At 41.7% G+C, this 18806-nt stretch carries 22 protein-coding genes; 6 read left to right on the forward strand and 16 right to left on the reverse strand.

Features of this window, described 5'->3' with window-relative positions:
- Window positions 1-78: 78 nt before the first annotated feature.
- The 4 genes from SORDD25_RS04460 to SORDD25_RS04475 all read left to right on the forward strand — a co-directional run bounded on the left by SORDD25_RS04460 (window position 79) and on the right by SORDD25_RS04475 (window position 4936).
- Entirely contained in the window at window positions 79-1395 is a 1317-nt protein-coding gene (locus SORDD25_RS04460; RefSeq protein ID WP_061852774.1) for an FAD-containing oxidoreductase, read from the forward strand.
- 205 nt (window positions 1396-1600) lie between these two features.
- Window positions 1601-2944 carry a lipid II isoglutaminyl synthase subunit MurT gene (gene murT / locus SORDD25_RS04465; protein ID WP_061852775.1) on the forward strand — a complete coding sequence of 448 codons (1344 nt, stop codon included), beginning with the start codon at window positions 1601-1603 and terminating at the stop codon, window positions 2942-2944.
- Window positions 2944-3726, forward strand: coding sequence for a lipid II isoglutaminyl synthase subunit GatD (gene gatD, locus SORDD25_RS04470; protein ID WP_061852776.1), 783 nt, complete (start codon window positions 2944-2946; stop codon window positions 3724-3726). The genes murT and gatD overlap by 1 nt, the downstream gene beginning before the upstream one ends.
- A 127-nt stretch (window positions 3727-3853) precedes the next feature.
- Window positions 3854-4936 (forward strand): M24 family metallopeptidase, encoded by a 1083-nt coding sequence (locus tag SORDD25_RS04475; protein ID WP_061852777.1) that lies wholly within the window; start codon window positions 3854-3856, stop codon window positions 4934-4936.
- Window positions 4937-4976: 40 nt separating this feature from the next.
- Here SORDD25_RS04475 and SORDD25_RS04480 read toward each other — a convergent pair whose 3' ends face one another.
- The 16 genes from SORDD25_RS04480 to SORDD25_RS04555 all read right to left on the reverse strand — a co-directional run bounded on the left by SORDD25_RS04480 (window position 4977) and on the right by SORDD25_RS04555 (window position 17209).
- On the reverse strand, window positions 4977-5438 hold the full coding sequence (locus tag SORDD25_RS04480; protein WP_061852778.1) for an ECF transporter S component: 462 nt from the start codon (window positions 5436-5438) through the stop codon (window positions 4977-4979).
- A complete protein-coding gene (locus tag SORDD25_RS04485) occupies window positions 5416-6189 on the reverse strand; it encodes a bifunctional hydroxymethylpyrimidine kinase/phosphomethylpyrimidine kinase (protein WP_061852779.1) in 774 nt (257 codons plus the stop codon). The genes SORDD25_RS04480 and SORDD25_RS04485 overlap by 23 nt, the downstream gene beginning before the upstream one ends.
- Entirely contained in the window at window positions 6179-6928 is a 750-nt protein-coding gene (gene truA / locus SORDD25_RS04490; RefSeq protein WP_061852780.1) for a tRNA pseudouridine(38-40) synthase TruA, read from the reverse strand. Before truA ends, SORDD25_RS04485 begins: the two co-directional genes overlap by 11 nt.
- Window positions 6929-7027: 99 nt before the next feature.
- Window positions 7028-8179: an MFS transporter gene (locus SORDD25_RS04495; protein ID WP_061852781.1), complete on the reverse strand. Its 1152-nt coding sequence runs from the start codon at window positions 8177-8179 to the stop codon at window positions 7028-7030.
- A gap of 112 nt (window positions 8180-8291) precedes the next feature.
- Complete coding sequence (locus SORDD25_RS04500; protein ID WP_061852782.1) at window positions 8292-8915, reverse strand: Pr6Pr family membrane protein; 624 nt, start codon at window positions 8913-8915, stop codon at window positions 8292-8294.
- Between the two features lie 2 nt (window positions 8916-8917).
- Window positions 8918-9256, reverse strand: a complete 339-nt coding sequence (locus SORDD25_RS04505; protein ID WP_001061580.1) for a zinc ribbon domain-containing protein YjdM — start codon at window positions 9254-9256, stop codon at window positions 8918-8920.
- A 211-nt stretch (window positions 9257-9467) separates the two neighbouring features.
- Window positions 9468-9986, reverse strand: a complete 519-nt coding sequence (locus SORDD25_RS04510; protein ID WP_000229894.1) for a Dps family protein — start codon at window positions 9984-9986, stop codon at window positions 9468-9470.
- A gap of 187 nt (window positions 9987-10173) precedes the next feature.
- Window positions 10174-10932: a triose-phosphate isomerase gene (gene tpiA / locus SORDD25_RS04515; RefSeq protein WP_061852783.1), complete on the reverse strand. Its 759-nt coding sequence runs from the start codon at window positions 10930-10932 to the stop codon at window positions 10174-10176.
- Between the two features lie 96 nt (window positions 10933-11028).
- Window positions 11029-11706: a DnaD domain-containing protein gene (locus SORDD25_RS04520; protein ID WP_061852784.1), complete on the reverse strand. Its 678-nt coding sequence runs from the start codon at window positions 11704-11706 to the stop codon at window positions 11029-11031.
- An 8-nt stretch (window positions 11707-11714) separates the two neighbouring features.
- Window positions 11715-12659: a homoserine O-acetyltransferase MetA gene (gene metA / locus SORDD25_RS04525; protein WP_009729902.1), complete on the reverse strand. Its 945-nt coding sequence runs from the start codon at window positions 12657-12659 to the stop codon at window positions 11715-11717.
- A 186-nt stretch (window positions 12660-12845) separates the two neighbouring features.
- Window positions 12846-13358 carry an adenine phosphoribosyltransferase gene (locus tag SORDD25_RS04530; RefSeq protein WP_001049316.1) on the reverse strand — a complete coding sequence of 171 codons (513 nt, stop codon included), beginning with the start codon at window positions 13356-13358 and terminating at the stop codon, window positions 12846-12848.
- 175 nt (window positions 13359-13533) lie between these two features.
- A complete protein-coding gene (rplA, locus tag SORDD25_RS04535; protein ID WP_061852785.1) occupies window positions 13534-14223 on the reverse strand; it encodes a 50S ribosomal protein L1 in 690 nt (229 codons plus the stop codon).
- A gap of 207 nt (window positions 14224-14430) precedes the next feature.
- Entirely contained in the window at window positions 14431-14856 is a 426-nt protein-coding gene (gene rplK, locus SORDD25_RS04540; RefSeq protein WP_001085808.1) for a 50S ribosomal protein L11, read from the reverse strand.
- A 122-nt stretch (window positions 14857-14978) separates the two neighbouring features.
- Complete coding sequence (ldcB, locus tag SORDD25_RS04545) at window positions 14979-15665, reverse strand: LD-carboxypeptidase LdcB/DacB (RefSeq protein ID WP_241497224.1); 687 nt, start codon at window positions 15663-15665, stop codon at window positions 14979-14981.
- Window positions 15666-15708: 43 nt separating this feature from the next.
- The gene (locus SORDD25_RS04550; RefSeq protein WP_061852787.1) at window positions 15709-16170 is read right to left on the reverse strand and encodes an HIT family protein; all 462 of its coding nucleotides are present in this window, start codon (window positions 16168-16170) and stop codon (window positions 15709-15711) included.
- A 1-nt stretch (window position 16171) separates the two neighbouring features.
- Window positions 16172-17209 carry a M42 family metallopeptidase gene (locus SORDD25_RS04555; RefSeq protein ID WP_061852788.1) on the reverse strand — a complete coding sequence of 346 codons (1038 nt, stop codon included), beginning with the start codon at window positions 17207-17209 and terminating at the stop codon, window positions 16172-16174.
- A gap of 139 nt (window positions 17210-17348) precedes the next feature.
- On the opposite strand from SORDD25_RS04555, the gene SORDD25_RS04560 reads away from it, so the two are divergent.
- Together SORDD25_RS04560 and SORDD25_RS04565 are read left to right on the forward strand one after the other, a co-directional pair.
- Window positions 17349-17900, forward strand: a complete 552-nt coding sequence (locus tag SORDD25_RS04560) for a DUF1307 domain-containing protein (RefSeq protein WP_061852789.1) — start codon at window positions 17349-17351, stop codon at window positions 17898-17900.
- A 317-nt stretch (window positions 17901-18217) separates the two neighbouring features.
- A complete protein-coding gene (locus SORDD25_RS04565; protein ID WP_061852790.1) occupies window positions 18218-18769 on the forward strand; it encodes a DUF1307 domain-containing protein in 552 nt (183 codons plus the stop codon).
- The last annotated feature ends 37 nt before the right edge of the window (window positions 18770-18806 follow it).

Below are 18806 nucleotides of genomic sequence, written 5' to 3' on the forward strand. Positions count from 1 at the left end.
TCACTCCATTTCCCGTAGCAGATTTGTGCAAAAAGTGTTTTCTTATGCTAGAATGAAAATCGAATAGGAGGACTATAAATGTTAACATATGATTTAATCGTTATTGGATTTGGTAAAGCTGGGAAAACACTAGCTGGTAAATTAGCTTCAGCTGGCAAAAAGGTTGCCCTCGTTGAACGTAGCAAAGCTATGTATGGTGGAACATGTATCAACATCGGTTGTATCCCAACTAAAACCTTGCTAGTTGCTGCTGAGAAGGACTTGTCTTTTGAAGAAGTGATTGCTACCAAAAATACTATCACTAGTCGCCTCAACGGTAAAAACTATGCTACTGTTGCGGGAACAGGTGTGGATATCTTTGATGCGGAAGCTCACTTCCTTTCAAACAAGGTCATCGAAATCCAAGCTGGTGATGAAAAACAAGAACTGACTGCTGAAACTATCGTTATCAACACTGGTGCTGTTTCAAACGTCTTGCCAATCCCTGGACTTGCTACAAGTAAGAATGTCTTTGACTCGACTGGTATTCAAAACTTGGACAAATTGCCTGAAAAACTTGGTGTCCTTGGTGGCGGAAATATCGGTCTTGAATTTGCAGGACTCTACAACAAACTTGGTAGCAAGGTCACAGTCCTAGATGCCTTGGATACTTTCCTACCTCGAGCAGAACCTTCCATTGCAGCTCTTGCTAAACAATACATGGAAGAAGACGGCATTGAATTGCTTCAAAACATCCGTACTACTGAAATCAAAAACGACGGTGACCAAGTTCTTGTCGTAACTGAAAACGAAACTTACCGTTTCGATGCTCTTCTCTACGCAACTGGACGTAAACCAAACGTAGAACCACTTCAACTTGAGAATACCGATATTGAATTAACTGAGCGTGGTGCTATCAAAGTAGACAAACATTGTCAAACAAACGTTCCTGGTGTCTTTGCAGTTGGAGACGTCAACGGTGGACCTCAATTTACCTACATTTCACTTGATGACTTCCGCGTTGTTTACAGCTATCTTGCTGGAGATGGCAGCTACACACTTGAAGACCGTCTCAATGTACCAAACACCATGTTCATCACACCTGCACTTTCACAAGTTGGTTTGACGGAAAGCCAAGCAGCTGATTTGAAACTTCCATACGCTGTGAAAGAAATCCCTGTTGCAGCAATGCCTCGCGGTCTCGTAAATGGCGACCTTCGCGGAGCTTTCAAAGCGGTTGTCAATACTGAAACAAAAGAAATTCTCGGTGCAACTATCTTCTCAGAAGGTTCTCAAGAAATCATCAACATCATCACTGTTGCTATGGACAACAAGATCCCTTACACTTACTTCACAAAACAGATCTTCACTCACCCAACCTTGGCTGAGAATTTGAATGACCTGTTTGCGATTTAAGTTGAGACTGATTTGTTAGCTAACAGCCCTATTGGGGCTGTTTTTGCTTCTGTGAAATCTCATACTCTTCGAAAATCAAATTCAAACTACGTCAGCTTCACCTTTCCGTACTCAAGTACAGCCTGCGGCTAGCTTCCTAGTTTGCTCTTTGATTTTCATTGAGTATCAAATCTGTCTTTTCTTTCTTTTATGATATAATAGAAACATGAAATTAAAAACTACTTTGGGCCTCCTAGTTGGGCGTTCTTCTCACTTCATCTTGAACCGTCTTGGTCGTGGAAGTACGCTCCCTGGAAAACTTGCCCTTCAATTTGATAAAGATATTTTACAAAATCTAGCTAAGAACTACGAGATTGTCGTGGTCACTGGAACCAATGGGAAAACCCTGACAACTGCCCTCACTGTCGGCATTTTAAAAGAAGTCTATGGTCAGGTTCTAACCAATCCTAGTGGTGCCAACATGATCACAGGGATTACGACAACCTTCTTGACTGCCAAATCCTCTAAAACTGGGAAAAACATTGCCGTTCTAGAAATTGACGAGGCTAGTCTATCTCGTATCTGTGACTACATCCATCCTAGCCTTTTTGTCATTACTAATATTTTCCGTGACCAGATGGACCGCTATGGTGAGATTTACACAACTTATAAGATGATTTTGGATGCTATCCGTAAGGTGCCTACGGCTACTGTTCTCCTCAATGGTGACAGTCCACTTTTCTACAAACCAGCTATTCCAAACCCAGTACAGTATTTTGGTTTTGACTTGGAGAAAGGGCCAGCCCAACTAGCTCACTACAATACCGAAGGAATCCTCTGCCCTGACTGTCAAGGCATCCTCAAATATGAGCACAATACCTATGCCAACTTGGGTGCCTATATCTGTGAAAATTGTGGTTGCAAACGACCTGACTTGAACTACCGTCTGACAGACTTGGTTGAATTGACCAACAATCGCTCCCGCTTTGTCATTGACGGACAAGAATACGGCATCCAAATCGGTGGACTTTACAACATCTACAATGCCCTTGCTGCGGTTGCCATTGCTCGATTCCTCGGCGCTGATTCGCAACGGATCAAACAAGGATTTGACAAGAGTCGTGCAGTCTTTGGTCGTCAGGAAACCTTCCATATCGGTGACAAGGAATGTACCCTTGTCCTCATCAAGAATCCAGTCGGTGCAACTCAGGCTATCGAGATGATTAAACTAGCTCCTTATCCATTTAGCCTATCTGTCCTCCTCAACGCCAACTATGCAGATGGAATAGATACCAGCTGGATCTGGGATGCGGACTTTGAACAAATCACTGACATGGACATTCCTGAAATCAACGCAGGCGGTGTTCGTCATTCTGAAATCGCGCGTCGTCTACGGGTGACAGGATACCCAGCTGACAAGATCACTGAAACAAGTAGCCTGGAACAAGTTCTCAAAACAATCGAAGCTCAAGACTGCAAGCATGCCTATATCCTTGCAACCTATACTGCTATGCTTGAATTCCGCGAACTGCTGGCTAGTCGTCAGATTGTTAGAAAGGAGATGAACTGATGGTTTATACTTCACTTTCCTCAAAAGCTGGCAACTACCCTTATCAGCTCAACATTGCCCACCTCTACGGAAACCTCATGAATACCTACGGGGATAATGGAAACATCCTCATGCTCAAGTATGTGGCTGAAAAACTAGGGGCCCATGTGACGGTTGACATCGTTTCACTTCATGATGATTTTAATGAAGACTACTATGATATTGCCTTTTTCGGCGGTGGTCAAGACTTTGAACAGAGTATCATTGCAGACGACCTACCTGCTAAAAAAGAGAGCATTGACAACTACATCCAAAACGACGGTGTGGTTCTCGCTATCTGCGGTGGTTTCCAACTATTGGGGCAGTATTATGTTGAAGCTTCAGGCAAACGTATCGAAGGGCTAGGGGTCATGGGCCACTACACCCTCAACCAGACCAATAACCGTTTTATCGGTGACATCAAGATTCACAATGAAGAATTCGATGAAACCTACTATGGATTTGAAAATCACCAAGGCCGTACCTTCCTTTCTGATGACCAAAAACCTCTGGGACAAGTTATCTATGGAAATGGAAACAATGAAGAAAAGGTCGGCGAAGGGGTTCATTATAAGAATGTCTTTGGTTCCTACTTCCACGGACCTATCCTCTCTCGCAATGCCAATCTAGCTTATCGCCTGGTTACTACTGCCCTCAAGAAGAAATACGGTCAGGATATCCAACTACCTGCCTATGAGGATGTCCTTAGCCAAGAAGTTGCTGAAGAATACAGCGACGTGAAAAGCAAGGCTGACTTTTCTTAAACCAAGAAAAACTATATCAAAGAACTCCCCTATCTTGTCGGAGTTCTTTTTGCCTGTTCTTTTACCCTTCTCCCTTGCATTTTCTCTCATTTTTTGCCAAAATAGAGGGGTAGAAAGAAGGTAGCATATGTCTAAATTACAACAAATCCTAACATATCTTGAATCAGAAAAACTAGACGTCGCTGTCGTATCTGACCCCGTCACTATCAATTACCTCACTGGCTTTTACAGTGATCCCCATGAACGCCAAATGTTCCTCTTTGTCCTAGCAAATCAGGAACCGCTTCTCTTCGTTCCAGCCCTTGAAGTAGAGCGTGCAACCAGCACTGTTTCCTTCCCAGTTGTGGGCTATGTGGACTCTGAAAACCCTTGGAAGAAAATCCAAAATGCCTTGCCACAGTTAGACTTCAGACGTGTGGCAGTCGAGTTTGACAATCTCATCTTAACCAAATACCATGGTTTGAAAACAGTTTTTGAAACTGCTGAGTTTAAAAACCTCACCCCTCGTATCCAACGCATGCGCCTCATCAAATCAGCTGATGAAGTGCAAAAAATGATGGTTGCAGGTCTCTATGCAGACAAGGCGGTTAAAGTTGGTTTTGACAATATTTCTCTTGATAAGACTGAGACAGATATCATTGCGCAAATCGACTTTGCCATGAAGCGTGAAGGCTATGAAATGAGCTTTGATACCATGGTCTTGACTGGTGATAACGCTGCAAATCCACACGGTATCCCTGGAGCAAACAAGGTCGAAAAGAATGCCCTTCTCCTCTTTGACCTCGGTGTTATGGTTAATGGATATGCCTCAGACATGACTCGTACGGTCGCTGTTGGCAAACCAGACCAATTCAAGCAGGATATTTATAACTTGACTCTAGAAGCCCAACAAGCTGCCCTTGACTTCATCAAGCCAGGTGTGACTGCACATGAAGTGGACCGCGCAGCTCGTGAAGTTATCGAAAAAGCTGGCTACGGTGAGTACTTCAACCACCGTCTCGGTCATGGTATCGGTATGGATGTCCACGAATTCCCATCTATCATGGAAGGTAACGACATGGTCATCGAAGAAGGCATGTGCTTCTCTGTTGAACCTGGTATCTATATCCCGGGCAAAGTCGGTGTTCGTATCGAAGACTGCGGTGTTGTCACTAAGGATGGGTTTGACCTCTTTACCAGCACCAGCAAAGATTTACTTTATTTTGATTAAACCTAGACAAGCAAAAAGTCAGCTATTGAAGCTGACTTTTTTATTTTATCTTCTTGACGCTCTGAAAAACTACAAACCCCACAATCATTCCCAAGGTATTTTGCAGGAAGTTTGGAAGGATTTCTGGTAAGGCTGCTGACCAGCCATTCATCAGGGTAGAACCTAGGGCGTAGCCACTTACCATGACGATAGTAGCCAAGACAAGGCCTAGCCATTGCCACTTCCCTTTAAAACCTGCAAAAAATCCTTGCAAGCCATGGTTCACTAAACTAAAGAACATCCACTGTGGATAGCCTGATAAAAGGTCAATTAGGAATCCTGCTAGTCCTCCAACGACAGCTCCTTCTTTACTGCCAAAGTAAAAGGCAGTAAAGAAAATACCTGCATCCAAGAGAGTCAATATTCCTGTTGGCGTTCCAATTTTCAAGTAATAACCTAGAACCACAGAAAGGGCGGTTAGAAGGGATACAAGGGCGATTTTAGTTGTTTTGGTTTGCTTCATATTGTCTTACTCCATATTGATCTGCTTGTGCAATGGCACGGTAAACGAAAGCTTTAGAGCTCTCCACTGCTGTTAAAAGTTCATCACCTTTAACCAAGTGACTGGCAATGCTTGAGGCAAAGGTACAACCTGCACCAGCATTTTGCCCTTGGATAACGGGATTTTCTAGAACTGTAAAATTTTGTCCATCATAAAAGACATCCACAGCCTTGTCTTGTCTGAGACGATTGCCTCCCTTGATAATAACTGCTGGCGCTCCTAAATCATGCAATTTCTGCGCTGCAGCTTTCATATCTTCCAAGGTTTTAATCTCTTGATCAGCTAGCAATTCTGCTTCTGGGAGATTAGGCGTAATCACGCTAACATGAGGGAAAAAACGAATCAACTCTTGACAGAGTTGGCTGACCGCTACATCATGGGTTTCCTTACAGACCAAGACGGGGTCCAATACCACAGGCACTCCCGTTCGTCGCTTGATAAAGTTCAATGCCTTCTCAGCCACGCTGACAGTAGGGAGAAGACCTATCTTAATCCCTGCAAAGTCCACATCACGCAAGCTATCCAATTCATGTTGAAAAATGGCATCGTCAGTTGGAAAGACTTCAAAGCCCTTTTCGGTCAAGGCCGTCAAACAAGTCACTGCTACAAAACCATGCAAGCCATTCAAGGTATAGGTAGCCAAATCAGCTGACAGGCCACCACCACTAAAAATATCATTCCCAGAAAAGGCTAAAATACGATTATTCTTCATATCGAATCTCCTTTAAATACAAGCCATTCGGTGCTGCCGTTGGACCTGCTAGCTGCCTGTCCTTCTTCTCCAAAATCAATTCAATCTGCTCAACTGGCATCCGATTATTTCCGATTTTGAGCAACGTCCCCACCATATTGCGAATCTGCTTATACAAGAAACCATTTCCTGAAAAGGTAAAGGTCAAAAACTGCCCTGTCTCATCAATCCTAAGACTGGCTTCTGTAATGGTCCGAACCTTGTCCTCTACACTGGTTCCAGATGCTGTAAAACCGGTGAAATCATGAGTTCCCTCTAGCTTTTTGATTGCCATCTGCATCCGCTCTACATCAAGCGGATAGGGAAAGTGAGTAGCGTAGTGACGACGCATAGGATTTTTGGGACGTCCTCTATCCACGATAAACTCATAGGTCTTGCTGTGTTTGGCATAACGGCAATGAAAATCATCCGCCACAAGCTCAATCGAAATCACATCGATATCTTCTGGTGACTGGGTATCCAGAGCAAAACGGAGTTTTTCCTCATCCATCTGATAGGGCAGATCAAAATGAATAACCTGTCCCAGAGCATGGACCCCACTATCCGTCCTACCAGCACCGTGTACAGCGATGGCTTGCCCCTTATTGAGTCTTGTTAAGGTTTTCTCAATTTCCTCTTGAACGCTCCGCGCATGAGGCTGGCGCTGAAAACCAGCAAAGGCATAACCATCATAAGAAATAGTTGCTTTATATCTTGTCATAACTTCTATTTTATCAGGAAATAAAAGTGTAAACAAGTTTAAAAACCAAAAATTGTATGGGTACAAAATTCCCGAAAAGAAAAACTTAGGAAATTAATCCTAAGCTCTCTTTTGAAGTGCGTACATAACAAAGATAGAAGTGACAATCAACCAGCATCCTAGAATGGTGAAGACCAACATACCGTTTTGAGTCACCAAGCCGATCGCCCCAAGAATGAAAGGTGTCGTAAAGGCTCCAAAGCTGCATCCTAGCACTGCAAAAGATGTTGCCTGATTAAGGAGCTTGGCTGGGATTCTTTCAGAAAGAAGCTGAAAGACAGTGGTCAAGGCCACACTGTAAGAAAAACCTGCCACAACACTTCCAACTACCATCACACCCAATGACGGAGACAAGGCAATCACAATCTGCCCCAATCCAAAGGTGATACCTGACCAAAGGAGCAACCTTTCTTTAAATAGAGAGATAAAGAAAGAAAAACTCACACCTGCCAAGATACCAATCAACTGCATGATACTTAAAACCAAGCTCGATAACTGAGCATCCCCTAGACCTCTTTCCACCATCAGACTAGGAATACGAATGGTGATAGCTGTATTGGTGCAGACAACAACTGCTGCTTCGACAGCCAATAGAAAAATTAATCCTTTCATCTTTCCTGTCAAACGAGTCGTTTCGGTCTCTTTTTTCTTTGTTTCTTTCTTTTCTTTCCCATAAGGGACAAAGAGCAGATAAAGGATCAATACTAAAAATCCCGCACTGTAGGCCAAGAAGGTCACTGTCCATCCCAAGGATAAGAGTTGACCTACCACTAGAGTCAAAATCGATGCCCCGACAACTTCTGCTGATCCGCGAAGACCCAACATCTGGATCCGTGTCTTTCCATGATAGCGTTCGCTAATGATGGAAATGGCCTTGGCATTAATCATTCCAACACCCAAGCCAAATAAAATCCGCATCGCAAAGACAAAGTTATAATCCTGATACCAGAAGGGAGCTGTTCCACCGATAGAGAGGATGAGAAGTCCCAGACTAATCTGAAGTCGCTCAGGAAGCAAACGCTCCAAAAACCCATTTAAAACCAGCATAATCATGATTCCAAAAGAAGGGAGACTGACCAGGAGCTCGATTTGTTCTTTGGGGTAGCCTTGATAATAGTCAAACATGGCTGGCAGAGCACTTGAGATGGAAAAGGAGGTAATCAAAACGAGGGAGAGGGCCAAAATACTAGCCCGTTCTAAATATTGTTTCATGAATTTTCTTTCTATATTTTTCTCACTGTTGATCCTTTTAAAAGGAAGATGGCAAGAAAAGAAGGAGCCTGTTTGAACTAGAGACTCCGTTCTAACTTTCCTCATAGGAAGACTATTTTCGCTTGATTTGCTTGATCAGGTAGAAGATAAATCCTGCAACCATATAGGCCACAAAGATAGTCAAACACCATTTAATAACCACGTCCCAACCCTTGTTCACATTTAAAAAGAAATAAGGGAAAGGATTGTCCTTGGAATTCGGAATATTGAGTTTTAAGACCAGGCCGTTAAACAAGGCAAAAATCATATAAACCAAGGGCAAGATGGTCCACAAGACTGGATCCCAGATCTTGTATTGACCCTGTTTGTCAAAGAAGAGGGTATCGGCTAAAAACCAGAGTGGAACGATATAGTGACAAAGAAAATTCTCCACACGGTAAAAGTCTGTCGCAATCGGAGCAAGCATAAAATGATAAATCACACAAGTAATCATGATACTCATGGTAACGCCACCTTTGAGACGAAGTAGGGTTGGACTTTGCCAATTTTCACCCGAACGGCTCATCACACGGAGTAGATAGCCAGTGAAAATTGTTACCAAAAGATTGGACAATACTGTGTAGTAAAGGAGCATTCCAAAGCCACCGTGCTTGGTAATCTCTAAATAAACTCCTGTAAATGCCGCTAAGAACAAGAGCACACGACTATAAAAGATAAATTTGTAATTCAATTTCATGGCTAGATTTTCTTAACAAATTCTGATTTGAGTTTCATAGCTCCAAAACCATCAATCTTACAATCGATGTTGTGGTCGCCTTCTACGATACGGATATTTTTGACACGAGTTCCTTGTTTCAAATCCTTAGGTGCACCTTTTACTTTCAAGTCCTTGATGAGGGTTACAGTATCACCGTCAGCCAATTTATTTCCATTAGCATCGATAGCAACAACACCTTCTTCTACTTCTGCAACTTCTGCAGGGTTCCACTCATAGGCACACTCTGGGCAAACCAAGAGGCTTCCGTCTTCGTAGACATATTCTGAATGACATTTTGGGCAATTTGGTAAGTTGTTCATGGGTTCTCCTTATAACGTTTCACTATTCTTTGAAAATCAAAATTTCTCGAACAGCAACTATTATACCGTAAAATCCTAGATTTGACAATGTTTCCTAAGGGCTAGCAAACAAAAAAGTCATGCACCTTTTTACAGTTACATGACTTTTAAAAGATGATTGATCATGGGCACTTATCAAGCACCTCATGATAAAAGGGGTAGCAACTATATCTTACAAACCAGGAGCTTGTCCAAGTTCTGCTGTAAGCATCCAAACTGTTTTCTCAAGTTCAGCCTTAGCCCCAACAAAGATATCGTTTGTAACATCATCACCTTCTTCATCAGTTACATCCAAAGCTTTTTGGAAAAGAGTGATGAGATAGCGATAAATAGCTAGAACACGTTCCAAGCTTTCTTCAACGTTACGGAATTCTCCTTCTTCTTCTTCGATTTCACTGTGTTGAAGGAATTCTGTTAAAGTTGAGTAAGGTTTGCCACCAAGAGTAATCAAACGTTCACTGATTTCGTCAAGATAACCATCAAGACTGTCCATGTATTCATCCATTTTTGGATGCCATACGAGGAAGCCACGACCACGCATATACCAGTGAACTTGGTGAAGGGCAATGTGAGCCACATACAAGTCCGCTACTGCTTGGTTCAATACTTCCTTTGTTTTTGCCAATGCTACTGGCGCTGTTTTAGATAATGTTGTAACGTCTTTTACTGCTTCTTTTTTCAATTCAACCATATTTCTTACCTCTTTCTTTTTTTGTAACCATCTTCTTAGTGGTTACAATATAAGTATACTACTACCAGAAAACGATAGCAAGGAAAGTGTACTATCTGAGAAAAGTTGTAATAGACTGATAATTTAAGAAAAATTTACAGCATCTATAAAAAAGACAGTCTTAGAAGACCGTCTGGAATAACTGAGATTATTTTACAAAGTCAAGCAATGCCAAGAAGCTTTCAGCTTCAAGTGACGCACCACCAACAAGGGCACCGTCAACGTCTGGGCAAGCCATGTATGAAGCTACATTTTCAGGTTTAACAGAACCACCGTATTGAACACGAATTTTGTCCGCAACTTCTTGACCAAAGTCAGCAGCTACAACGTCACGAACGACTTTACACATTTTTTGTGCATCGTCTTGTGAAGCTGATTTACCAGTACCGATAGCCCAGATTGGCTCATAAGCGATAACCGATGCAGCAACTTGTTCAGCTGTCAAGCCAGCCAAAGCAGCAGATACTTGAGCACCTACGAATTCAGCTGCTTTGCCAGCTTCGTAAGTTTCAAGTGACTCACCACAACAGATGATTGGAAGCATACCGTTTGCAAAGATTGCTTTTGCTTTTTTGTTGATATCTTCGTCAGTTTCATGGAAGTAGTCACGACGTTCTGAGTGACCGATCACAACGTAGTCTGTACCGATTTCTTTCAAAACTTGTGGGCTTGTTTCACCAGTGAAAGCACCTGCATTTTCAAAGTAGCAGTTTTGAGCAGCAACTTTAAGGTTAGTTCCTTTAGCAGCAGCAAGAACAGTTGTCAAGTCAAGTGCAGGAACTGCGATACCTGCTTCAACAAGGTCTGATGAAGGAAGTTTTGATGCAACGGCTTCAACGAATGCTTTTGCTTCTTCTGGATTTTTGTTCATTTTCCAGTTACCAGCGATAAATGGTTTACGTGACATTTCACATACCTCTTTTTTCATTTTATTCACTATTATTCTATCATATTTATAAGGAGCTTGCAAACCTTACTCTAATTTTCAAGAGTTTTCAAGCAACTAATCTTGCCACAAATTCATGGCATCGAGGAAATCAGCCGAAGCCTGAACTTGTTTGGGATTGTTGGCTTCTCGCTCTGCTCGTTTGGCCTCTACTTGGGCAACAGACTGAATGCCTTCGTGGCGCCAATTCCGAAGGATGGCTTGAATATATTTCCAGTTTAGCTTGCCATTGAGAACGGCCTCTCGGAGAGCTTCCTTGATTAAATCCGCCTTAACTCCGTCTTCTTTGACCGTCTTAGAAAGATCTTCGATTTCAAATGGTGTTAATAAGCGTCCCAATTCCTGCTGAAAAGTTTCAACCAGATCCTTCAACTGATTCTGCGGATTTGGGGCAGTTGTAGCTGGAGTTTGGCCATCTAGTAAGCTATCTAAGCGTTCAAAAGCCAAACTAGCATCAAAGATCAGCTCAATTTCCCCATTTAGTTCAATGGTCCGATATTGTAGCAAACCATTTTCTGTCAAATTCGAAATAGATTGGTTGACATCTGCCACCTCTTTCCCAATGATTTCAGCAATCTGACTAGGTGAAACATCTCCAAGGGCTGTAGTATTTTGTAAATAGAAAAATTGCCAGACCAAAAAATCTTCGCTGGAAGGAAAGAGTTCCTTAAAATGCAAGAGCAGGGCACTTGGCAAAACCAAGTTCCCTGATTTAAAAGCGTCAAAATATGTCATAATTCCTCTTATAGATATCCAAATGCAGCCGCATCATCCTCTACCTTTCTCCAGTCAAAAGGGGTTTCTTGATAAACTGCATAGTTTACCCAATTGCTGAAAAAGAGGGCAGCTGATGAAGACCAACAGAGACAGGGCGTCTCATTTACATCATCATTTTTAAAGTAGTTCTCTGGGATATGAGGGTCGAGTCCCGCCTCATAATCACGAAAATACTCTCTTGCCAAAGTGTCACGATCGTACTCCAAATGACCAAAACTATAAATCTCACGCAAATCTCGACTAGCTAGGATAGAAACCCCAACCTCAGGACCTTCTGACAGAATCTCCAGATTGGTCTTATTTAAGATTTCTTCTTTTAAAATCTCAGTATGACGAGAATGAGGAGCTACATAGCGATCATCAAAACCTCTAAAAAGAAGGTGCCCTTCTTTCAAGGTGTCCTGTGGGTAAATACCTGATAGTTTCCGATCCATCTGGTGCTTTTCAACGCCATAGCGAACATAAAGACCTGCTTGTGCTCCCCAACAGATATGGAGGGTTGAAAAAACATGCGTCTTGGACCATTCGATGACCTGCTTGAATTCTTCCCAGTAATCCACCTCCTCAAAAGGCAAATGCTCCACTGGTGCTCCCGTGATAATCATTCCATCAAAGAAGTCATCCTTGACCTCTGGAAAGGTCTTATAGAAAGTTTCCATATGTTCGGCACGGGTTGTCTTTGAATGATGCGTTTCCATATATAAGAAATCAATATCTAATTGCAAAGGGGTATTAGCCAAATGCCGCAAAAGTTGCGTTTCTGTTACCATCTTTTGGGGCATGAGATTTAAAATCAAAATCCTCAAGGGGCGAATATCCTGATGAGCTGCCCGTTGGTCGTCCATCACAAAGATATTTTCTGTCCTTAAAATCTCAACAGCTGGTAATTTTTTATCAAGTCGAATCGGCATAATACCCTCCTAACAGTTCTCTATTTCGGGAATGATGTTGTCTGTTTGAAAGTAAAAACCTCCAAATACTTCTTCCCTTTATTATACTGTATGAAGATATAGTTTTCAATTATAGTTTTTCTCTAACTAGCTATAGTTAATTTATATAGCGGATGAAGAGAAAACAGCCCCAAGGACTGTTTTTCATTAATAGTGCATAAGTACCTTATAATCGTAATCTCCGATTTTTTCACGGCCTTTAAGCTCATCCAACTCAATCAAGAAAGCACAACCGGCTACAACACCACCAAGTCTTTCAATCATCTCAATCGTTGCCTTGACAGTTCCACCTGTTGCCAAGAGATCATCTACGATGAGAACGCGTTGGCCTGGCTTGATTGCATCAGCATGCATGGTCAAGGTATCGATACCGTACTCTTTCTCATAGTCAGCAGAAATCACTTCACGTGGCAATTTCCCTGGTTTACGAACAGGTGCAAAGCCAATTCCCAACTCGAAAGCAACTGGGCATCCGACAATAAATCCACGAGCCTCTGGGCCCACAATCATGTCGATTTTCTTATCGGTTGCATACTGAACAATTTCACGAACAGCATAGCTATAAGCATTTCCATCTGCCATCAAAGGGCTGATATCACGGAAGGTAATGCCTTCCTTAGGGTAATTTTCAATCGTTGCGATATAATCTTTTAAATTCATCTTTTTCTTTCTTTCAAAGTTTTTTACTCTCTATTATACCATATTTTCTGTGAAAGAAGAAGAGGAAAAGCACTATTGCTACAAAGCTGATCAATGAACTGATTTTTCTAAAAGGTCATACTCATCAAAAAAAACGAGCACTTTCGTACTCGTCTTCTCTTTTATAAACTACTGATTAAAGTGAGTTTACGTCAACTTTGATACCAACACCTTGAGTAGTTGTGATTGTCAAGTTTGTTACGTAAGTTCCTTTAGCTGTAGCTGGTTTTGATTTTTGGATTGTTTCGTTGAAGGCTTTGAAGTTTTCAACCAATTTTTCAGCTTCAAATGACACTTTACCGATAATTGCTTGAACGTTACCTGCACGGTCAGCACGGTAAGTGATTTTACCACCTTTAGACTCTTCAACTGCTTTAGCAACATCCATTGTTACAGTACCAGTTTTAGGGTTTGGCATCAAGTTACGTGGTCCAAGGACACGTCCAAGACGTCCAACAAGAGCCATCATGTCAGGTGTAGCGATAACTACGTCGAAGTCCAACCAACCGTCGTTGATTTTCGCAACAAGGTCGTCTTCACCAACAAAGTCTGCGCCTGCAGCTTTTGCTTCTTCAGCTTTTGCACCACGTGCAAAAACAAGAACGCGTGAAGTTTTACCAGTACCGTTTGGCAATACCATTGCTCCACGGATTTGTTGGTCAGCTTTTTTAACGTCGATGTTCAAGTTGTAAGCAACTTCTACAGTTGCGTCGAATTTTGCAAAGTTAGTTTCTTTTGCAAGTGCTACAGCTTCTTCTACGCTGTATGCTTTTGTGCTGTCGATTTTCTCAAGTGCAACACGAAGTTGTTTGCTTTTTTTAGCCATTTTCTATTCTCCTTGTAAGTGGTTCAATCGATTTTCATCTCCCACGTCACTTCTCGAAATGATGAAGTCTTGCGGGTATTCAGTCTATTAATTTTCTTTTCATACTTCCTTAAGTTCCTTTGCCGTACTCAAGTACAAGCATCAGTCACTTGACTAGTATGAAAAGTAACTAATGGACTGCTGTGAGATTTTCTACTGTGTTATTGATTAGTCAACAACAGTGAATCCCATAGAACGAGCAGTACCTTCGATCATACGCATTGCAGACTCAATGTTTGCTGCGTTCAAATCTGGCATCTTAGTTTCTGCAATTTCTTGTACTTGTGCACGAGTAACTGTAGCAACTTTAGTTTTGTTAGGTGTACCTGATCCTTTTTCAACACCTGCAGCTTTTTTCAAAAGAACAGCAGCTGGTGGTGTTTTTGTAACGAAAGTAAATGATTTGTCTTCGTATACTGAGATAACAACTGGAATGATCATACCAGCTTGGTCAGCTGTACGAGCGTTGAACTCTTTTGTGAATCCCATGATGTTGATACCAGCTTGACCAAGAGCAGGTCCAACCGGTGGAGCTGGTGTAGCTTTACCAGCAGGGATTTGCAATTTTACAAGTTTTTCGACTTTTTTAGCCATTTTTAAATCCTCCTTTGTGGTTTTGGCGGTAATTAAAGATTTTTACCTCCCACAAGTATGCTTTACACATACCCATCTATTATACACTATTTATCTAAAAATGCAAGAGAAAAATTTCTTTTTTAATCGACGTAATCTCCGCCTTCAAAGCCATAGTATTCTTCCAAACTGAGGCCACTTGCAGCAATTTCTTTGGCTTCTTTTCCAACGTAGCGAAGATGCCATTCTTCCGCCATGTAGCCAGTCTCTTTTTCCTTGCCTTTGAGATAGCGAACAACAAAACCATAGTCAGCTGCGTGATCCAAGAGCCACTGAGCCGCCTTCTCCTCCGTCACTAATTCTCCATTTGTCCCAATCAAATCAAAAGCAAGACCTGTTTGGTGTTCACTATAACCTGGGCGGGCTGAGTAGCGATCTGCTGCTTCCTTACCGTCTTGATTCACATAGTCTTGATAAAGTTTGGTTTGAGTTTCATAACTTCTAAAACCACTGTAATGATCGCTGATTGGGTAGCCAGCTGCTTGCATTGCTGCAATGAGTTTCAGCAACTCCGCCTTGGCTGTTGGATTTTCTCCTGGATTATAGTCTTTTGACAAAGGATAGTGCTTATTAGCTACGACGATTTCATCGTATTTTCCTTGTATACTATAGTGATCTCCCTTATTGACAACTTCTGCCTTCTTCTGACTAGAAGCTTGAGATTTGCTCCCTACAGTACCCTCAGGTTGGCTAGTTTGTTCCGTTTTTTGAGTATTTTCTTCATTTTTAGGTTGTTCTTGAGAACATGCTGCTAGGGTTACTGCTAGCAAACCGGATAAAACGATATATCTTTTTTCATTTTTTCTTCCTCTCTTAAATCACATGCTTCTCTAATTCATCAGATAAGGTTTTAATCATCTCTTCCAACTCATGGGATTTCAATTGGCAATCTTCTGCCGCCATTTCTTCCCAGGGCACCCACCAGACTGGACCACGACCATTAAGACCATGACCATTCATATCACCTGATCGTCTTGGAAAGAGGTGCCAGTGAGCGTGGGCATCTCCATTTCCTAGAAGTTCGATGTTCATCTTTTCAGCTTTAAACGCTTTGGCAACAGCTTCTTGGACCAGACTCATTTCCTCTAGAAAACGAAGTTTCACAGAAGTCTCCATATGGTGGAGTTCTGTGACATGCTCCTTTGCTAGAAATAAGGTATAGCCCTTAAAGTATTGGTGGTCTCCAATAACAACATAGCCTGTTTCTAGTTCTTTTACAAAGTAGGGATTCTTCCCTGCCTTTATCCATTCAATTCTTTGACAAATCAAGCACATATTAGTCTACCAATGCACTCTTGAGATAGGCATCAACCATACGCTCAGTCGCCACGACCGAATCAATGTGTGTTCGTTCGTAAGAGTGACTGGACTCGATACCAGCTCCAAGGAGGGCATGCTTGACCTCTGCTCCTGCTGACATAGCTGCGGAAGCGTCCGATCCGTAAAATGGATAGATGTCGAGCTTAAATGGAATATCTTGCTCTTTCGCCAAAGCTACCAAGTGTTGACGGAAGTCATAGTGATAGGGACCCGAAGCGTCCTTGACACAGATAGACACTGTATACTCATCCGTCTGCTGGTCATCGCCCATAGCTCCCATATCTACAGCTAGATATTCCACTACCTGAGCTGGAATATTGGAGTTTGCACCGTGACCCACCTCTTCAAAGACTGAAAAAGCAAAATGAGTTGTTACTGGCAATTCAATCCCCTCTTCCTTGTAAATACGAAGAAGATTGAGCAAAATCGCTGCGCTGACTTTGTCGTCCAAGTGACGAGACTTGATAAAACCAGTCTCTGTCACGACAGTTCGCGGATCAAAACTGATAAAATCACCGACCTCGATGCCCAAGGCGCGCGTTTCCTTTTCATTGGTCACTTTTTCGTCCAAACGCACTTCCATATTGTCCTGTGTGCGTTCTGCAGTTCCTGCATCTTTGTAGACATGGCATGATGTCTGGTGGATGAGGATGGTTCCAGATACCTTTTTACCTGTGCTAGCCACATGAACCGTACAATTCTCACCTTCAATCATGTTCCAGGGAAAACCACCGATACGGTCCAATTTGAGACGGCCATCCGGTTTGACTGCACGAACAATAGCACCCAGCGTATCTACATGGGCAGTCACATAGCGCTGTTGCTCATCATTTTGACCTTTAATAGTAACATTGACACCACCCTTGGCTGTACGAACCGGCTGGTAACCAAGTTCCTCTATAGTATGGACTAGATAGTCTGAAATCTCACGAGTAAAGCCCGTCGGAGATGCAATAGCAGTTAGTTCTTTGATATAGTTTATAGTCTGATTCATTTCTTCACCTCTTTCCTACCATTATAACATTTTTCTAGTCAGACTCCTTCTCAAAAGGAGAAAAACTGTGTTTAGTTGCTTTCACTATAGATCCATGTTATAATACAAATACTTTGATTATGAAAGGAAAGTAATAGATATGAAATCATACTTTAAAGCATCGCTAGCCCTAGTGGCTTCACTTGTTCTCCTACTCGGATGTTCCAAACAAGCATCAACACCTGCAAACAGCAGTTCTAAAGAAGACACAACAACTCAGTCAAGCGAAACCAAACAAAGCACTGACCAATCATCTGAGAAAAAAGAAACAGCCAAGACACATACTTTTGTCAACAAAAACAATTCTGGAATCATTTCTACCTTGGTTTATACTGTAGAAGGCGACAATGTTACCAAGCAAACTGCTCAGAATATTGCAGATCCTGAAATCCTTGGTGCAACTCCAGAAGATGTCAAGAGTTTCATCGAGGAAAAGTACAAAGGTTACAATGGACTCAAAGGTGTTAAACAAACCATTGAAATCAAAGATGGAAAAGTTGTTCAAAATCTAGAAGTTGATTTCTCAGTTGCAAGCATTAGCGAACTTAGAAAAGCACTTCCTGAAGAATATTCTGGTATCGGCAATCGTGTCAGTTTCTCAAACTCTAAAAAAGCACTGGAAAAAATGGGATTCACAGAAAAGACGAACTAATCTCCTAAAATTTCATATAGACTAGTGTAGGTCCACCCCAAAAGTTAGACACAACTCTAACTCTTGGGGTGTTTTATTACATCCCTAACCGATGAGTCCAATAGATTCATCGCAATTCCATAAAAAGTGCATTTGAAACTTTACCCTTTATAAAGCCATACGACAAAACATACTTGAAATAGATATAGACAAAACTTTAATCGTCATACTAGTTTCTATTCATTGTCATGTCAGGTCAGATGAGAGGGGAGGTCTAGTTGATTTTGTAGTAGAATCATGTTATAATACAAAATACTTTGATTATGAAAGGAAATTTTATGAAAACTTATGTTAAAACTTCATTAGCTCTAGTGGCTTCACTTGTCCTCCTACTCGGATGTTCCAAACAAGCATCAACAACTGCAAACAGCAGTAGCAAAGAAGACACAACAACTCAGCCAAGTGAGAGCAAACAAAGCAGTCAACAATCATCTGAAAAGAAAGATGAGACAGAAACCCACACATTTGTCCACAATAGCAAACCTGGAATTCATTCTACCTTGACTTATACTGTAAAGGGAGATGACGTTGTAAAACAAACTGTTCATAATGTATTTGACCCTGAAAAACTTAATAATACCGCGGAAGGTATTAAGGAAATTGTTGACGATACTTATAAAGGTTATGAAGGGGTCAAAGGGGTTACACAAAAAGTTGAAATTCAAGACGAAAAAGTTATCCAAAACATCGAGGTTGACATGACTGTCGCAAGTCTTGACGAACTAAAAAAAGCAATGCCGAACGAATATTCTGGTATTGGAAACCGTGTAAGCTTTGCTGCTTCGAAAAAAATGCTTAAAGAGGCTGGTTATACCGAACAAACCAACTGATGACTTCTCCTCATACAAAAAAATTCTGTCGATGACC

Origin of the sequence: Streptococcus oralis (assembly GCF_001579525.1) — a bacterium.
In the GTDB taxonomy this organism is placed as follows: Bacteria; Bacillota; Bacilli; order Lactobacillales; family Streptococcaceae; genus Streptococcus; species Streptococcus oralis_M.

Bases quoted from the DNA above. Each gene is read 5' to 3' on its own strand.
- SORDD25_RS04460 (WP_061852774.1), top strand. From the start codon at position 79: ATGTTAACATATGATTTAATCGTTATTGGATTTGGTAAAGCTGGGAAA.
- murT (WP_061852775.1), top strand. From the start codon at position 1,601: ATGAAATTAAAAACTACTTTGGGCCTCCTAGTTGGGCGTTCTTCTCAC.
- gatD (WP_061852776.1), top strand. From the start codon at position 2,944: ATGGTTTATACTTCACTTTCCTCAAAAGCTGGCAACTACCCTTATCAG.
- SORDD25_RS04475 (WP_061852777.1), top strand. From the start codon at position 3,854: ATGTCTAAATTACAACAAATCCTAACATATCTTGAATCAGAAAAACTA.
- SORDD25_RS04480 (WP_061852778.1), bottom strand. From the start codon at position 5,438: ATGAAGCAAACCAAAACAACTAAAATCGCCCTTGTATCCCTTCTAACC.
- SORDD25_RS04485 (WP_061852779.1), bottom strand. From the start codon at position 6,189: ATGAAGAATAATCGTATTTTAGCCTTTTCTGGGAATGATATTTTTAGT.
- truA (WP_061852780.1), bottom strand. From the start codon at position 6,928: ATGACAAGATATAAAGCAACTATTTCTTATGATGGTTATGCCTTTGCT.
- SORDD25_RS04495 (WP_061852781.1), bottom strand. From the start codon at position 8,179: ATGAAACAATATTTAGAACGGGCTAGTATTTTGGCCCTCTCCCTCGTT.
- SORDD25_RS04500 (WP_061852782.1), bottom strand. From the start codon at position 8,915: ATGAAATTGAATTACAAATTTATCTTTTATAGTCGTGTGCTCTTGTTC.
- SORDD25_RS04505 (WP_001061580.1), bottom strand. From the start codon at position 9,256: ATGAACAACTTACCAAATTGCCCAAAATGTCATTCAGAATATGTCTAC.
- SORDD25_RS04510 (WP_000229894.1), bottom strand. From the start codon at position 9,986: ATGGTTGAATTGAAAAAAGAAGCAGTAAAAGACGTTACAACATTATCT.
- tpiA (WP_061852783.1), bottom strand. From the start codon at position 10,932: ATGTCACGTAAACCATTTATCGCTGGTAACTGGAAAATGAACAAAAAT.
- SORDD25_RS04520 (WP_061852784.1), bottom strand. From the start codon at position 11,706: ATGACATATTTTGACGCTTTTAAATCAGGGAACTTGGTTTTGCCAAGT.
- metA (WP_009729902.1), bottom strand. From the start codon at position 12,659: ATGCCGATTCGACTTGATAAAAAATTACCAGCTGTTGAGATTTTAAGG.
- SORDD25_RS04530 (WP_001049316.1), bottom strand. From the start codon at position 13,358: ATGAATTTAAAAGATTATATCGCAACGATTGAAAATTACCCTAAGGAA.
- rplA (WP_061852785.1), bottom strand. From the start codon at position 14,223: ATGGCTAAAAAAAGCAAACAACTTCGTGTTGCACTTGAGAAAATCGAC.
- rplK (WP_001085808.1), bottom strand. From the start codon at position 14,856: ATGGCTAAAAAAGTCGAAAAACTTGTAAAATTGCAAATCCCTGCTGGT.
- SORDD25_RS04550 (WP_061852787.1), bottom strand. From the start codon at position 16,170: ATGTGCTTGATTTGTCAAAGAATTGAATGGATAAAGGCAGGGAAGAAT.
- SORDD25_RS04555 (WP_061852788.1), bottom strand. From the start codon at position 17,209: ATGAATCAGACTATAAACTATATCAAAGAACTAACTGCTATTGCATCT.
- SORDD25_RS04560 (WP_061852789.1), top strand. From the start codon at position 17,349: ATGAAATCATACTTTAAAGCATCGCTAGCCCTAGTGGCTTCACTTGTT.
- SORDD25_RS04565 (WP_061852790.1), top strand. From the start codon at position 18,218: ATGAAAACTTATGTTAAAACTTCATTAGCTCTAGTGGCTTCACTTGTC.